The organism is Streptomyces sp. NPDC051243, assembly GCF_044455405.1.
Taxonomy (GTDB): Bacteria; Actinomycetota; Actinomycetes; order Streptomycetales; family Streptomycetaceae; genus Streptomyces.
Genome location: NZ_JBITES010000006.1, coordinates 422,404 through 436,169, shown reverse-complemented (window position 1 = coordinate 436,169; position 13,766 = coordinate 422,404). Strand labels below are relative to the sequence as shown.

Genomic DNA, 13,766 nt, shown 5'->3' with positions numbered 1-13,766 from the left:
GGCTCGGGGGTCAGCCCTGCCGACGGCGTGCCAGCGCCACCGCTCCGCCGCCCGCGACGAGCAGGGCGACCGCGCCGCCCGCGATGTACGGCGTCATGGAGCTGCCGCCGGTCTCGGCGAGTCCGTCCTCGGCGGACTGGCCCTGGGGCTTCACATCGCCCGCCGGACCGGTGCTCGGCTCGGTGCTCGGCTGGGCTCCCGCGGCGGACGCGGCCGGCGTCTCGCAGGTGGCCTTCGCCAGGGTCAGGGTGCCCTCGACCTCGGCGACGTTCAGCTTCAACGGGTTGACGGTGACCTTGAGTTCGAGGGCGGTGGCGGCGGCCGTGCGCGTGGTGTGCTCCGTCCTGGAGTAGTCGAGCCGGACCTCGCCGACGCCCGGCACCTCGACGTTCGTGGTCCCGTCGGCGGTGAGCGTGACCTTCTTGCCCAGGACGGTGACGTCGCCCAGCAGGTTGGACGAGGCGGTCGGCTTCTTCCCGGCCTCGCAGGTGGCCTTCGAGGTGACCTGGCCGACCTCGATGAGCGACAGCAGGGGCAGGCCCGGGACGTGGACCCTGGCGTGGGCGAGGTGGGTGTACCCCTCGGCCCTGCCGTCCTCGACCGTCGCCTTCGACTGGGCGACCTCGGCGTCCAGGACGCTGAAGGGCTGCCCGCCGTCGACACCGTTCAACTGGGCCGTCAGCGTGGTCTTCTCGGCGCTTCGCGGGGCCTCCACCTCGTTCAGGGAGACCGTGAGCGGGACGTTCACGGTCTTGTTGAGCAGGGAGACGTCGAGCCCGGTGCGCAGCACGACGGCGCTCGCGTGGCCGTCGTCGCCGGTGGCGTGCGCGGGGCCCGCCGCGGCCAGGGCCGCTGGACCGGCCGCCAGGGCGGTGGCCGTCGCGACGGTGGCGAGACGGCGTGCGGGCATGCGGAAGTTCTTGCCGTTCAAGGTGGGGACTCCTCGGCGGAGGCTTGCTCGGGACCCGGCAAGAATCGCGCATGCGGAATGCACGGTCAGCACCCTGACAGGAGTTCACCCCTACGTGTGTTTCCCGTGCAGGTTTTCGAACCAGGTGACTCGCACGTTCTCCACAGTCCCCCGCTCATCGGCCGGCTCAGCCGACGATCTTCCCGTTCAGGACGACGCGTCGCGGTGCCGCCAGCACCCGCACGTCGGCCCGGGGGTCGGACTCGTACACCACGAGGTCCGCCGCGGCCCCTTCCTCCAGTCCCGGCCGGCCCAGCCAGGCCCGCGCCGCCCAGGTCGTCGCCGCGAGGGCCTCGACCACCGGGATACCGGCGGCGACCAGTTCCGCCACCTCCGCCGCCACCAGGCCGTGCGGCAGGGTGCCGCCCGCGTCGGTGCCCACGAAGACCGGGATCCCGGCGTCGTAGGCGGAGCGGACGGTGTCGTAGCGGCGTTCGTGGAGCCGGCGCATGTGGGCCGACCAGCGGGGGAACTTGGACTCGCCGCCGTCGGCCAGCTTGGGGAAGGTCGCGATGTTCACGAGGGTGGGGACGATCGCCACCCCGCGCTCGGCGAACAGCGGGATCAGGTCGTCGGTCAGGCCAGTGGCGTGCTCGATGCAGTCGATACCGGCCTCGACCAGGTCCTGGAGCGAGTCCTCCGAGAAGCAGTGCGCGGTGACCCGGGCGCCGAGGCGGTGGGCCTGCGCGATGCCCGCCTCGACCGCCTCGCGCGGCCAGGTCGGCGCGAGGTCCCCGAGGTCGCGGTCGATCCAGTCGCCGACCAGCTTGACCCAGCCGTCGCCGCGCCGGGCCTCCCGGGCGACGTAGGCGACCAGGTCCTCGGGCTCGATCTCGTGGGCGTAGCCGCGGATGTAGCGGCGGGTGCGGGCGATGTGCCGGCCCGCCCTGATGATCTTCGGGAGGTCGTCGCGGTCGTCGACCCAGCGGGTGTCGGAGGGCGAGCCGGCGTCGCGGATCAGCAGGGTGCCCGCCTCGCGGTCGGCGAGGGCCTGCTTCTCGGCGACGTCGTCGTCGACGGGACCGTGCGCGCCGAGCCCTACATGGCAGTGCGCGTCCACGAGGCCCGGCAGGGCCCAGCCGTCGACGGTCCGGACGTCGCGGGCGCCGACGGGACGGTCGTACGAGATCCGCCCGTCGACGACCCACAGCTCGTCCCGGACGTCGTCCGGCCCGACGAGGATCCGGCCCTTCACGTGCAGCACCGCGCGTTCGCTCATGTACCGCACCCTAGTGACCGGCTAGTCGCCCTTGCCCACCTGGTCCGAGGTCTCCTCCTCCACATCCGCCATCGCCGGGTCGAGGAGGCGGGAGAGGAAGTGGCGGGTGCGTTCGTGCCGCGGGTTGCCGATGACCTGCTCGGGGGTGCCGTCCTCGACGATCACTCCGCCGTCCATGAAGACGACCCGGTCGGCGACCTCGCGCGCGAACGTCATCTCGTGGGTGACGACCATCATCGTCATGCCCTCGTTCGCGAGCATGCGCATCACGGCCAGGACGTCGCCCACCAGCTCGGGGTCGAGCGCGGAGGTCGGCTCGTCGAACAGCATCACCTGCGGGCCCATGGCGAGGGCACGGGCGATGGCGACGCGCTGCTGCTGGCCGCCGGAGAGGGACGCCGGATACGCCGTGGCCTTCTCCGCGAGGCCCACCCGCTCCAGGTTCTCGGCGGCGACCCTGGCGGCCGTGGCCTTGTCGCGCCGCAGCACCCGGCGCTGCGGCAGCGTGAGGTTCTCGGTCACCGTGAGGTGCGGGAACAGGTTGAACTGCTGGAAGACCATGCCGATACGGCGGCGTACGGCGTCGATGTCGACGTCCGGGTCGGTGAGCTCGGTGCCGCCGACGAAGACCTGGCCCTTGGTGGGTTCCTCGAGGAGGTTCACGCAGCGCAGGAGCGTCGACTTGCCGGATCCGGACGGGCCGATGACGCACACGACCTCGCCCTGGTCGATCTCCAGGTCGATGCCGCGCAGCACCTCGTAGTCGCCGAAGGACTTGTGCAGGCCGCGGACTTCGATCTCCGGGCCGGCCTCGATGGGCCTGTCGCTCATTTCACGGCCTCCTGGGCCTTCGCCTCCATGCGGCGTACGACGAAGCCGAGCGGGATGGTCACCAGGAGATAGCACAGGCCGGCGACCAGGATCGGCGTGGAGTTGGCGGTCTGGCTGGCCAGGTCACGGCCGAACTTGGACAGTTCGCGCTCCTCCAGCGTGACACCGAGGAACAGCACCAGCGAGGAGTCCTTGAAGAGCAGGACCAGTTCGTTGGTGAGCGGCGGGAGGATGATCCGGAAGGCCTGCGGGATGATGATCGAGATCATGGCGCGGGCGGGCGAGAAGCCGAGCGAACGCGCCGCCTCCATCTGTCCCTTGGGCACCGCCTGGATGCCCGCGCGGATCGTCTCCGCCATGTACGCGGCCGCCACCAGGCCGAGCGCGAGCGCGACCTTTCCGTAGGTGCCGCCCGGGATCTCGGTGCCCGGGAAGGCCAGCGGCACGGCGACACCGATGAAGATGAAGATCAGCAGGGCGGGCAGGCCGCGGAAGATCTCGATGTAGACGCCGGCGAGCCAGCGGTACGGGCCCACGGACGACAGGCGCATCAGCGCGATCACCATGCCGAGGACCAGTCCGACGGCGAAGCCGGACAGGGTGTACAGCACGGTGTTCTTCAGCGCGAGCGTGATGACGTCCGGGAACATCTGCTCGGCGATGTCCTCCTGCGCGAACTGGTTCGCCAGCCGGTCCCAGTCGGCCGCGACCGCGAAGGCGATCACGGCCGCGACGAAGACGACGTACTGGATGCCGCGCGACAGGCTGCGCTTCTGACGCCGGGTCAGGCCCTTCTTCCTGGGCTGCTTCGGCTGGAGTTGTACGTCTGTGTCGGCCATGGGTCAGGAGGCGGCGGGCGAGGCGGAGGCGGCGGACTCGTCGTACGGGCCGATCCACTGCTCGTAGAGCTTCTTGTAGGTGCCGTCGGCCTTGGCGTCCGCGATCGCCTTGTTGATGGCCTCGCGGAGCTTGTCGTTGCCCTTCTTCACCGTGAAACCGTACTGCTCACCGGTGTTGATCTGCTCGGCGACCGCGAAGGCGTCCGCGTTGGCCTTGTCCTTCAGCCAGCCCTGGACGACCGGGTAGTCGATGACGACCGCCTGGACCTGGCCGGTGCGCAGGCCGTTGAGGACGGCGTCGGAGGACTCGAAGGAGACCGGGTCCAGGCCCTTGCTCTTGGCGTAGTCCTCGCCGGTCGTCTGCGCCTGGGCGCCGACCTTCTTGCCCTTGAGGTCGGCGAAGGAGGAGATGCCGCTCTTCTTGTCGACGAGGACGGCCTGGGTCGCCTCGAAGTACGGGTCCGAGAAGTCGACGTTCTTCTTGCGCTCCTCGGTGATGGTCATGCCGGCGGCGGCGAGGTCGCACTGGCCGGCGTTGAGGGAGCCGCCGGTCTTGAAGTTCTCGAAGGGCTGGTCGACGATCGCCTGCTTGACGCCCAGGTCGTCCGCGACCAGGTCGATGAGGGAGACGTCGAAGCCCTGCACCTTGCCGTCGATCTCCGACTGGAAGGGCGGGTACGGCAGGTGGGTGCAGGTGGTCAGCTGGCCCGCCTTGACGACTTCGACGCCGCCGGCCGCCGTCTTCGTACCGCTGCCGCCGTTGTCGTCGGAGGAGCAGCCGGCCACGAGGACCAGCCCGGCCGTCGCGGTGGTTGCGGCCAGAATGCGGGTCCGGCGCCCGAGGGTCGTCTTCACGGGGAGCCTCCTATGAGGGAACTGTGGCTTCCGATTATAAGGAGATGTTTGAGGTCCTCAAACCAAACCGATGGTCACGGGGCCATCACGCCTAAGAAGTCATTAGTGGGATGGCGAGTTGGGGCGGCGGCTACCCTCGTTTTCATTGATCCCGAAAGGATCCCGGATCCCGCAAGGATCCCGCGAGCAAGGAGAGCCCGCCGTGACCCATCCCTTCCTGGACCTGGCCCCGCTGAGCGCCGCGCGATTCGCCGCGATCGAGGACCGGGTGGCGCGGCTGCTCGGTACCGAGCAGGACGTCGTGATCATGCAGGGCGAGGCGCTGCTGCCGCTGGAGGGGGCGATCCGGGGGACGGCCGGGCCCGGCACGACCGCGCTGAACGTGATCACCGGCCCGTACGGGCAGACGTTCGGGAACTGGCTGCGGGACTGCGGTGCGACCGTGATCGACCTGGCGGTGCCGTTCCATACAGCGGTCACGGCGGACCAGATCCGGGAGGCCTTCGCCGAGCACCCCGGGATCGACTTCGTGTCCCTCGTGCACGCGGAGGCCGCCACCGGCAACACCAATCCCGTCGCCGAGATCGGCGAGGTCGTGCGGGAGCACGGGGCGCTGTTCTACCTGGACGCGGTGGCGTCGATCGGGGCCGAGCCGGTGCTGCCGGACGCGTGGGGCGTGGACCTGTGCGTCATCGGGGCGCAGAAGGCGATGGGCGGGCCGGCCGGGGTGTCGGCGGTGTCGGTGAGCGAGCGGGCGTGGGCGCGGATGGCGGCGAATCCGCGGGCGCCGCGGCGGTCGTATCTGTCCCTGCTCGACTGGAAGGAGCGGTGGGTCGACGGCGGCCGGAAGGTGCTGCTGCATGCGCCCGCGCAGCTGGAGATGCTGGCGCTGGAGGCGTGTGTGGAGCGGCTCGAGACGGAGGGCCTGGATGCGGTGATGGGCCGGCATCGAGCCGCTGCGCTGTCTACCCGGGAGGGAGCGTTGGCGCTGGGCGGGGGTTTGGAGCCGTATGTGTACGAGGCCGGGGAGGCGGCGCCGGTCGCTACGACGCTTCGGACCACTTCCGGCGTGGATGCGTCGTCGGTGGTGGCCAAGGCACTGAGCACAGCCCCTGCCGCACCGCTGGCGGCGGGTGGGGGTCCCCTGGCCGGCGAGATGATCCGCGTGAACCACTACGGCCAGGATGCCTGCCAGGACCTGGTGGAGACCTGTCTGGTCGCCTTGGGCACGGCGCTCGCGGAGTTTGGGGTGACGGTGGACCCGGAGGCGGCTCGGCGGGCAGTCGCCGCAGCCTGGGCGCAGGGGAAGTAGCGCTCAAGGACTCTGTTGGGCGGCCAGGAACTCCCTTACCTGCGTCAGGGGTTCGGCCGCCTCTTCAAGGCCTCTGTGTACGGCTTCGACCAGCCAGGGCTCGGCTTGTGCCAGCTGCCCGCGCCGGGCGAGCAGGACGCCGAGGTTGAGGGCTGCCCGCGGGTGCCCCGCCTCGGCCGCCGTACGGCACCAGCGCTCCGTGTTCTCCTCGTCCTCGCGCTGTGCGAAGTAGGACGCGTATTGGAAGGCCTCGTCCGCGTCCGCGTGCTCTTCGCCCCGCTGCAACCAGTACTCGGCCTCTGTGTGATCGCCGGGTTTGTCGAAGAGCAGCAGACCCAGCAGGAAGGCGGCTTCGGAAAACTCGTCGGCCAGTTGCCGCAGGCGCTCCTCCGCTTCGTCCGGCGCCCCCGAATCGATGAGCCATGCGGCGAGTTTGAGGCTTGCCCGGCGGTGGCCTGCCTCGGCGGCCCTGCGCCACCAAGAGGCCGCCTCCTCATCCTCGTCGCGCTTGGAGAGCAGGGAGCCGACGTTGTATGAGGAGGCGGGGATGCGGGGGGCGGCGACACGCCACCAGCGTTCCGCGTCTTCGGCCAACCCTGCCGCGTAGTAGTGCAGCCCAAGGTTGTGGGCGGCGTCGGGGCGTCCGGCTTCGGCGGCCCAGTGCAGGATGGTCCGGGCCGTCTGCGGCCTCCCGGCACTCCGGAGCCTTTCGGCGAATGTGAGGGCTGCTTCCGCGCTGTCGGGGTCACTGAGCAGTCCGAGAAGGAGCGGCTGGGCTTCTTCCGGCCGCTCTTCGCTGATCAGCAAGTCGATCAGGTTGAGGCAACCGAGGACATCACCGGAGTCCGCGGCTCGGCGCAGCGCCACCTCGGCGGCGGCGAGGTCACCCTCCTGGCGCAGCAGATTCCCAAGGTTGTTCAGGGACTCGGAGTTCCCGGCCTCGCCGGCCCGCCGGTGCCAGTCCTTGGCGGCCTCGACGTCACCCTCGTCGAAGAGCCATTCGGCGAGGTTGAACATGGCCACCTCGTGACCGCCCTCGGCCCCCTTGGCGTACCACGTGGCGCCCTCGGCCCGCTCGCCCCGAGTGCTGAGGAGCACTCCGAGCTGGTTGGCCGCCTCCAGGTTTCCCGCCTCGGCGGCCATCCTCCACCAACGCTCGGCATCGGCGAGATCACCGCGCCCGTCGGCCGCGCGCCCCAGTATCTCCGCGGCTGTGTCATGGCCTTGTTCAGCGGCACGGCGCAGCCACATCTCGGCCTCGTCGTTCCCACGCAACCGGAGCAGGTGCCCGTGAACGTACATGGCCTGGGGATCTCCCGCGATGGCTGCCTCGCGCCACCACGGCTCCGCCTCGGCCTCGTCACCACGCTTGTGCAGGAGCGTCGCCAACGTGGTCATAGCCTCGACGTAGCCGTCCTCCGCTGCCCTCCGCAGCCACCTCTCGGCCTGCTCGTCATCGCCCTTGGTGCGCAAGTGCATGAAGAGGCTGTAGGAGGCGATGGACACTCCGGCCTCCGCGGCCGCCAGCCACCATCTCTCGGCTTCGTCGTCCGCGTTCTGCATCTTCAGGACACCGGCGAGGTTGAGCTGGGCGAGCGGACTCCCGGCCTCGGCGAGCGGACGCAGCAGCGGTTCGACTTCGGCGGGATCCGCACGCTGGAGCAGTTGCGCGAACGTGTAGTTGATGACCGCTTCCTCCACGCCGGCCTCAGCCAGGGGCTTCAATGCCTGCTCGGCGATCGCCCACCGGCCGCTGAACGTCGCCGTCCACGCGATCACTTGGCGCGTCCGGTCGTCGGCGTACTTCAACGCGGTGAGCCACATGGAGTCCGGTGGGTCGGGCACCTCGGGATCGCGGGCGACCGAGTCGACCAGGTAGTCGAAGGGCCGCTTGGTCCCTTCCTGCTCGCCTTCCATCAGCAGGCTGGCGACGCCGTACCGGACCTGGGAGGCCCACTCGAGGGCCTCGGCGTAGGACTCCGGGCGCAGTACGGATCCGCCGAGGGCACGGAGGTAGGCTTCGTGCGCCTCGCGGAGCAGGGCTTCCGGCAGGTCGCCGATCAGGCCGATGTGGGCGAGGTCGACGGCAGCCGCGACGAGTGCGGCACCTCGGGGGTGTCCGCCCTTGGCGGTTGCTCGCTCCGCTCTGCGCCACTCGCCGAGAAGTTCCGGTCCGGCGGCCAGGTACTCGGCGATGCCGTGTGTGCCATGCCGCCCGTGTGCTTCGTTCAGGCGGCTGTCGTTCATCTGTGCCACCCGCGCCAGCTCCGCGTCGCTCCACAACCGCCGCACCGCGATGGGCTCCACCATGTTGAGTACACGCAGCCCGGTCTCGGCGGCCATGCGGTTGGGGCCGCCGTCCCCGGAGAAGCCGTCGGCTGCTTCCCGGAGGGTGTCGTAGCGCTCGTCCCGCAGGGTCGCCAGCACCACCAAGCCCGCTCTGCTCAGGGACGTCAGCAGGGACGGTTCGAGGCAACCGGGTCCGAGGTAGTGCTCCAGATCGTCGAGCCACAGGACATGCCGGTCGTACCCGGGCTCGCCGGGCGCCCGGCGCAACGGCCGCAGGTCGGCTCCCGATGGCGGGGCAAGGAGCACATGGCCGGGGAGCACGGCCCGTACCGCCTCGAGGGCCGTGCGGCTCTTGCCGGCGGTCGAGTCACCGGTGAGCAGCACGAGCCCGCCGGTCTCTGCCGCCCTCCTCAGTTCGGTCCGTACCTGGCTGTCCACGTCGCGCAGGACGTAGGGCGGCAGCGCCGAACCGTCGCTTTCCCCGGCACGCGCCCGGTGCACCCCAAGGCCGAGCAGCTCGATCTGGCTCACCGGCTGCCAGTTGCCCAGGGCCGTCAGCTCCGCAGCGGCTGGGGTGTAGTGGTGGTGGATTCCACCGGCGACATAGTGCGCCGCGACCCCGCCGTGGGCGGCGAGGACATAGGCCGCCTCGGTGCCGGGCCGAGGCACTGGAGCGGCGACGCACGCGTCTTCGGGAACGCTCAGTTCTCCATTGGGAGCGGCTGCGGAGGATGCCAGGGGGCCGCGTCCTGTGCTCGGCACGGCTTGGTCGGCGCGATACGCGAGAGCCCTGGACGCAATGGGGGCGACAGCGGGCAGGGTTGGGCTCGAGTCGGCCGGTCCGTTCAGCCCTGGGACGGATCCGGCGTCTGAGGGCGTCCGATGTGCGCGCCTCCATGGATGACGCCCGCCGCGATCGAACCGCCCTCGGCGCGGAAGTCCGCATTGCCGCCCACGGCCAGGCCTCCCTGCCCGGCCGATGCCCTGCTTTGCGGGGTCTGCTCGGCCAGCAAAGCCCGCAACTCCTCGGCGGCTCGCGCTCGTTCCTCCTGGTCCAGGTTCTCCAGCAGGGCCTCGATGCGCGCCTGCCAGGCCGCTTCCTCACGGATGCTCAGGCGCTCCGCCTGGTCCGCCTCCGCGGACCGAAGCTCATCGGCGGTCCGGTCCAGGCGTTCGAGTTCCGCGTGTTCGCGCTGTCCGTCACCGCGGCTGAACCAGCGCGCCACGGCCTGGCGCAGCCCGGTCCACGCATCCGTCCCCGCCGCCTGCACCACTGCCGCTCCGCCGGCTGCGGCCAGGGCTGTCAATGCTTGCTCCAGCATCCCCGTTCGCCCTCCCCAGGACCACTGATCTCGTCAGAAAGGTACGGCCGCGGCCCGGTCCCGCGCAGCAATACCGGAAAAGACCCGCATGGGCCATGGTGGCACCATGACCACCACCGCCCAGACCCTCCCGGACGGCCGCCCCGTCCCTCTCATGACCGGCCCCGAGCGCCCCATGCTCGAAAGCTGGCTCGACTTCCATCGGGCCACCCTGGAGCTGAAGTGCGCGGGGCTGGACGACGCGCAACTGCGGCTCGCCTCCGCCGACCCTTCCGAGCTGACCCTGCTCGGGCTCGTGCAGCACCTCGCCGAGTGCGAGAGGAACTGGTTCCAGCGGGTGGTCGGCGGGCTGGACGTGCCGCCGGTGTTCGAGGAGGAGACAGGGTACGTCCTCGACGCCAGGCGCGGGATCGACGAGGTGCTCGGCGTGTGGCGGCGGGAGATCGCACGAGGGTTGGAGGCGTGCGCCGGGCGTTCGCTGGAGAGTGTGGGCCGGATCGCAGATGGCCCCATGGCAGGCCTGGAGGTCAGTCTGCGCTGGGTGTTCATTCACATGATCGAGGAGTACGCCCGGCACAACGGCCACGCCGACATTCTCCGGGAGCGCATCGACGGAGTTACCGGGGCTTGAATTCCGGGTAATTCCCGAATTCCTTTCCAGGGCAGCTTCCCATTCTCTTCTGCCCGCTTTCGGCAGACCTAAACGCAAAGATTCCGCGAACACCAACCGGCGTAATTCGGGCAGATCTCGTGAGAGTTACATGGCTGTGACGAGTTCCACATCGCACCCTTTTTGTCCGGTATTAACCGGACAGACCTGGCATTCCACAGCCCTCTCGCGCCACCCCTCACGCCCGCGTGATAACACACCCGGAGCTCACACGTAACCCCTCACGGCCATGCAATTTCAAATTTCCCTCGGTAAATTCAATTCGCATGACTGCCGCACAAGCAGACCTGCAAATCGACCGTCCGGCGGTGGCCGACGGGGCCGCGCTGTGGCGGATTGCCAGAGACTCCAAGGCCCTCGACCTCAACTCGTCGTACAGCTATCTGCTGTGGTGCCGCGACTTCTCCGGCACGTCGGCCGTCGCGCGCGACGAGCGCGGGGAGCCGGTCGGCTTCGTCACCGGATACGTACGGCCGGAACGCCCGCGCACCCTGCTCGTCTGGCAGGTGGCCGTGGACGACGCCTACCGCGGCCGCGGCATCGCCGCCGCGCTGCTCGACGGGCTCGTCGCACGGGTCGGCGGCGAGTACGGCGTCACGAGCGTCGAGACCACCATCACGCCCGGCAACACCGCCTCCGAGCGGCTGTTCACCTCCTTCGCGGAGCGGCACGGCGCCGCCCTGGAGCGCGAGGTGCTGTTCCCCACGAGCGTGTTCCCGGACGGGCCCCACGACCCCGAAGTCCTGTACCGCATCGGTCCCCTCTCCCGGTGACCTGCCCACTGACTCCCCCACTGACCTCCCCCCACGCAACGAGGAGCGATTCGTCGTGACCATCACCCAGCCCGACCTCAGCGTCTTCGAGACCCTGGAGTCCGAGGTACGCAGCTACTGCCGCGGCTGGCCCACCGTCTTCGACCGTGCGCGAGGCAGCCGCATGTACGACGAGGACGGCCACGAGTACCTGGACTTCTTCGCCGGGGCCGGCTCGCTGAACTACGGGCACAACAACCCGGTCCTGAAACGGGCGTTGATCGACTACCTGGAGCGGGACGGCGTCACGCACGGGCTCGACATGTCCACCAGCGCCAAGCGCACCTTCCTGCAGACCTTCCAGGACCTGGTGCTGCGGCCGCGCGACCTGCCGTACAAGGTCATGTTCCCGGGCCCGACCGGCACCAACGCCGTGGAGTCCGCGCTGAAGCTGGCCCGGAAGGTGAAGGGGCGCGAGGCCATCGTCTCGTTCACCAACGCCTTCCACGGGATGTCGCTGGGCTCCCTCGCCGTCACCGGCAACGCCTTCAAGCGGGCCGGCGCCGGGATCCCGCTGGTGCACGGCACGCCCATGCCGTTCGACAACTACTTCGACGGCACCGTCCCGGACTTCCTGTGGTTCGAGCGACTGCTGGAGGACCAGGGCTCCGGGCTCAACAAGCCCGCCGCCGTCATCGTGGAGACCGTGCAGGGCGAAGGCGGCATCAACGTCGCGCGTCCCGAGTGGCTGCGCGCGCTCGCCGAGCTGTGCGAGCGGCAGGACATGCTGCTGATCGTCGACGACATCCAGATGGGCTGCGGGCGGACGGGTGCCTTCTTCTCCTTCGAGGAGGCGGGCATCACCCCCGACATCGTCACCGTGTCCAAGTCCATCAGCGGCTACGGGCTGCCCATGTCGCTGTGCCTGTTCAAGCCCGAGCTGGACATCTGGGAGCCGGGCGAGCACAACGGCACCTTCCGCGGCAACAACCCCGCCTTCGTCACGGCCACCGCCGCCCTGGAGATGTACTGGGCCGACGGCAGCGCGATGGAGAAGCAGACCCGGGCGCGCGGCGAGCAGGTCGAGCAGGGCCTGATCGCCATCTGCGAGGAGAACCTCGCCGATGTGAAGGAGTACCGGGGCCGCGGGCTGGTGTGGGGCATGGAGTTCCACGACAAGGAGCGGGCCGGGCGGGTCGCCCAGCGCGCCTTCGAACTCGGGCTGCTCATCGAGACGTCCGGCCCGGAGAGCGAGGTCGTCAAGCTGCTCCCCGCCCTCACCGTCACCCCGGACGAGCTCGACGAGGGCCTGAGCATCCTCGCCCGCGCCGTCCGCGAGACCACCTGACCAACCCCTCATCCACCGAGCACACCACCACCTAGGAGGCATCGCAGCACCGTGATCGTCCGTTCGTTCAAGGACATCGAAGGCACCGAGCGCCATGTGAAATCGGCGTCCGGCACCTGGGAGAGCAAGCGCATCGTCCTCGCCAAGGAGAAGGTCGGCTTCTCGCTGCACGAGACGGTCCTGTACGCGGGTACGGAGACGTCGATGTGGTACGCGAACCACGTCGAGGCCGTCGTCTGCGTCGAGGGCGAGGCCGAGCTGACCGACCACGAGACCGGGCGGACGTACACCATCACGCCCGGAACCATGTACCTCCTGGACGGGCACGAGAGGCACACGCTGCGGATCAAGGAGGACTTCCGCTGCCTGTGTGTCTTCAACCCGCCCGTGACCGGCCGGGAGGACCACGACGAGAACGGCGTGTACCCGCTGCTCACCGAGCCCGAGGAGGTGTGAGACATCGTGACGACGATGACTGACCTGTACCCCAGCCGCGGCGCCACCGAGGTGTCGACCCCGCGTCAGGACCCCGTGGTGTGGGGCTCCCCCGACACCCCGGGCCCGATCGCGACCACCGACCTCCAGTCCTTCGAGCGCGACGGCTTCCTCGCCATCGACCAGCTGATCACCGAGGACGAGGTCGCGGTCTACCGGCAGGAGCTGGAGCGGCTCGTCACCGACCCGGAGATCCGCGCGGACGAGCGGTCGATCATCGAGCCCAAGTCCAAGGAGATCCGGTCCGTCTTCGAGGTGCACAAGATCAGCGACGTGTTCGCGGCGCTTGTGCGCGACGAGCGCGTCGTCGGCCGGGCGCGGCAGATCCTCGGCTCGGACGTGTACGTCCACCAGTCGCGGATCAACGTGAAGCCGGGCTTCGGGGCCAGCGGCTTCTACTGGCACTCGGACTTCGAGACCTGGCACGCCGAGGACGGTCTGCCGAACATGCGGACGGTGTCCGTCTCGATCGCGCTGACCGAGAACTACGACACCAACGGCGGGCTCATGATCATGCCCGGCTCGCACAAGACCTTCCTGGGCTGCGCGGGCGCCACGCCGAAGGACAACTACAAGAAGTCCCTGCAGATGCAGGACGCGGGCACGCCCTCGGACGAGGCGCTGACCAAGATGGCCTCCGAATACGGCATCAAGCTCTTCACGGGCAAGGCCGGTTCGGCGACCTGGTTCGACTGCAACTGCATGCACGGCTCCGGGGACAACATCACGCCGTTCCCGCGCAGCAACGTGTTCATCGTGTTCAACAGCGTGGAGAACGCGGCCGTGGAGCCCTTCGCGGCTCCGGTACGGCGGCCGACGTTCATCGGAGCAAGGGACTTCACGCCGGTGAAGTAACCGAAGCGG

Annotated in this window: 13 protein-coding genes; 6 read left to right on the top strand and 7 right to left on the bottom strand. The window is 69.6% G+C overall.

Annotation, left to right across the window (positions count from 1 at the left end; all coding sequences use genetic code 11):
- Positions 1 to 10: 10 nt before the first annotated feature.
- The 5 genes from ACIBAG_RS18240 to ACIBAG_RS18220 all read right to left on the bottom strand — a co-directional run bounded on the left by ACIBAG_RS18240 (position 11) and on the right by ACIBAG_RS18220 (position 4,714).
- Positions 11 to 931 carry an SCO1860 family LAETG-anchored protein gene (locus ACIBAG_RS18240; protein ID WP_399106153.1) on the bottom strand — a complete coding sequence of 307 codons (921 nt, stop codon included), beginning with the start codon at positions 929 to 931 and terminating at the stop codon, positions 11 to 13.
- A 166-nt stretch (positions 932 to 1,097) separates the two neighbouring features.
- On the bottom strand, positions 1,098 to 2,189 hold the full coding sequence (locus ACIBAG_RS18235; protein WP_399106151.1) for an amidohydrolase family protein: 1,092 nt from the start codon (positions 2,187 to 2,189) through the stop codon (positions 1,098 to 1,100).
- 21 nt (positions 2,190 to 2,210) lie between these two features.
- Positions 2,211 to 3,020 carry an amino acid ABC transporter ATP-binding protein gene (locus tag ACIBAG_RS18230; RefSeq protein ID WP_399106149.1) on the bottom strand — a complete coding sequence of 270 codons (810 nt, stop codon included), beginning with the start codon at positions 3,018 to 3,020 and terminating at the stop codon, positions 2,211 to 2,213.
- On the bottom strand, positions 3,017 to 3,859 hold the full coding sequence (locus ACIBAG_RS18225) for an amino acid ABC transporter permease (RefSeq protein ID WP_399106147.1): 843 nt from the start codon (positions 3,857 to 3,859) through the stop codon (positions 3,017 to 3,019). The genes ACIBAG_RS18230 and ACIBAG_RS18225 overlap by 4 nt, the downstream gene beginning before the upstream one ends.
- A gap of 3 nt (positions 3,860 to 3,862) precedes the next feature.
- Positions 3,863 to 4,714 carry a transporter substrate-binding domain-containing protein gene (locus ACIBAG_RS18220; protein ID WP_399106145.1) on the bottom strand — a complete coding sequence of 284 codons (852 nt, stop codon included), beginning with the start codon at positions 4,712 to 4,714 and terminating at the stop codon, positions 3,863 to 3,865.
- Between the two features lie 202 nt (positions 4,715 to 4,916).
- On the opposite strand from ACIBAG_RS18220, the gene ACIBAG_RS18215 reads away from it, so the two are divergent.
- A complete protein-coding gene (locus ACIBAG_RS18215; protein ID WP_399106143.1) occupies positions 4,917 to 6,026 on the top strand; it encodes a pyridoxal-phosphate-dependent aminotransferase family protein in 1,110 nt (369 codons plus the stop codon).
- A gap of 3 nt (positions 6,027 to 6,029) precedes the next feature.
- Here ACIBAG_RS18215 and ACIBAG_RS18210 read toward each other — a convergent pair whose 3' ends face one another.
- Both ACIBAG_RS18210 and ACIBAG_RS18205 read right to left on the bottom strand, forming a co-directional pair.
- Positions 6,030 to 8,984, bottom strand: coding sequence for a tetratricopeptide repeat protein (locus ACIBAG_RS18210; RefSeq protein ID WP_399106141.1), 2,955 nt, complete (start codon positions 8,982 to 8,984; stop codon positions 6,030 to 6,032).
- Positions 8,985 to 9,160: 176 nt separating this feature from the next.
- Positions 9,161 to 9,637, bottom strand: a complete 477-nt coding sequence (locus tag ACIBAG_RS18205; protein WP_399106139.1) for a hypothetical protein — start codon at positions 9,635 to 9,637, stop codon at positions 9,161 to 9,163.
- 106 nt (positions 9,638 to 9,743) lie between these two features.
- Here ACIBAG_RS18205 and ACIBAG_RS18200 point away from each other — a divergent pair, with 106 nt between their 5' ends.
- The 5 genes from ACIBAG_RS18200 (at position 9,744) to thpD (ending at position 13,757) form a co-directional block, all read left to right on the top strand.
- Positions 9,744 to 10,268, top strand: a complete 525-nt coding sequence (locus ACIBAG_RS18200; RefSeq protein ID WP_399106137.1) for a DinB family protein — start codon at positions 9,744 to 9,746, stop codon at positions 10,266 to 10,268.
- A 305-nt stretch (positions 10,269 to 10,573) separates the two neighbouring features.
- Complete coding sequence (ectA, locus tag ACIBAG_RS18195; protein ID WP_399106135.1) at positions 10,574 to 11,080, top strand: diaminobutyrate acetyltransferase; 507 nt, start codon at positions 10,574 to 10,576, stop codon at positions 11,078 to 11,080.
- A gap of 55 nt (positions 11,081 to 11,135) precedes the next feature.
- On the top strand, positions 11,136 to 12,407 hold the full coding sequence (ectB, locus tag ACIBAG_RS18190; RefSeq protein WP_399106133.1) for a diaminobutyrate--2-oxoglutarate transaminase: 1,272 nt from the start codon (positions 11,136 to 11,138) through the stop codon (positions 12,405 to 12,407).
- Positions 12,408 to 12,458: 51 nt separating this feature from the next.
- Complete coding sequence (locus ACIBAG_RS18185) at positions 12,459 to 12,863, top strand: ectoine synthase (RefSeq protein WP_399106131.1); 405 nt, start codon at positions 12,459 to 12,461, stop codon at positions 12,861 to 12,863.
- A 15-nt stretch (positions 12,864 to 12,878) separates the two neighbouring features.
- Complete coding sequence (gene thpD / locus ACIBAG_RS18180) at positions 12,879 to 13,757, top strand: ectoine hydroxylase (protein ID WP_399106342.1); 879 nt, start codon at positions 12,879 to 12,881, stop codon at positions 13,755 to 13,757.
- Positions 13,758 to 13,766: the final 9 nt, after the last annotated feature.